Here is a 526-nt window from a genome sequence, read left to right as displayed (position 1 = left end):
TCTTTTTCGGATTGAGGAAGTTGATTAAATCCTGGCCGATGTCTTTTGTATAACCGCAGTGCTTCTAATTCAAATATTTCTTTTAAGAAATATTTTCTATGATTATCTACCCAATAACAAGCGCGCAGTTCTTTTATTAAATCAAAAATAAAGCCAATCTTTAATTTTTCTAAGTTAAATAAAGATAAAAACTCTCTTATTATTGTATCAAATGATTTTTGAGTTCCATTAACTGAAATATCCCATTTAGAACCAAATTCTATTATACTTTCTGATGACAAGTGAATAGCAATTACTAAGGCGTCTCGGCCATATTCTTCTTTGGCTTTTTCTAAATTTTCTCGGACCAGTTCAAGGTCTTTTCTTAAAGGATTTGTGTAATGAGTTATAACAATCCCGATACTAGCAGTCTTCCCAACTTTTTTTAAGAATATTCTTCTTATCTGAGCACAAGTTTTAAGCATCTGCTCTACCGGTCCAAATGCCAATAAGTCATCACCGCCCGCATAAATATACTGTCCTTGCC

The 526-nt window shown here is 32.7% G+C and carries 1 protein-coding gene; it reads right to left on the bottom strand.

Annotated elements, in window-relative coordinates; all coding sequences use genetic code 11:
• A partial coding sequence (locus N2201_07550) for a hypothetical protein (protein ID MCX7786053.1) occupies positions 1–526 on the bottom strand: 526 nt, incomplete at both ends.

It is taken from the genome of candidate division WOR-3 bacterium (genome assembly GCA_026418155.1).
GTDB lineage: Bacteria > Hydrothermota > Tepidihabitantia > Tepidihabitantales > CAIPLT01 > JAOABV01.
The sequence above is the reverse complement of the archived record's forward strand: the minus strand, read 5'-3'. Positions and strand labels throughout refer to the sequence as shown.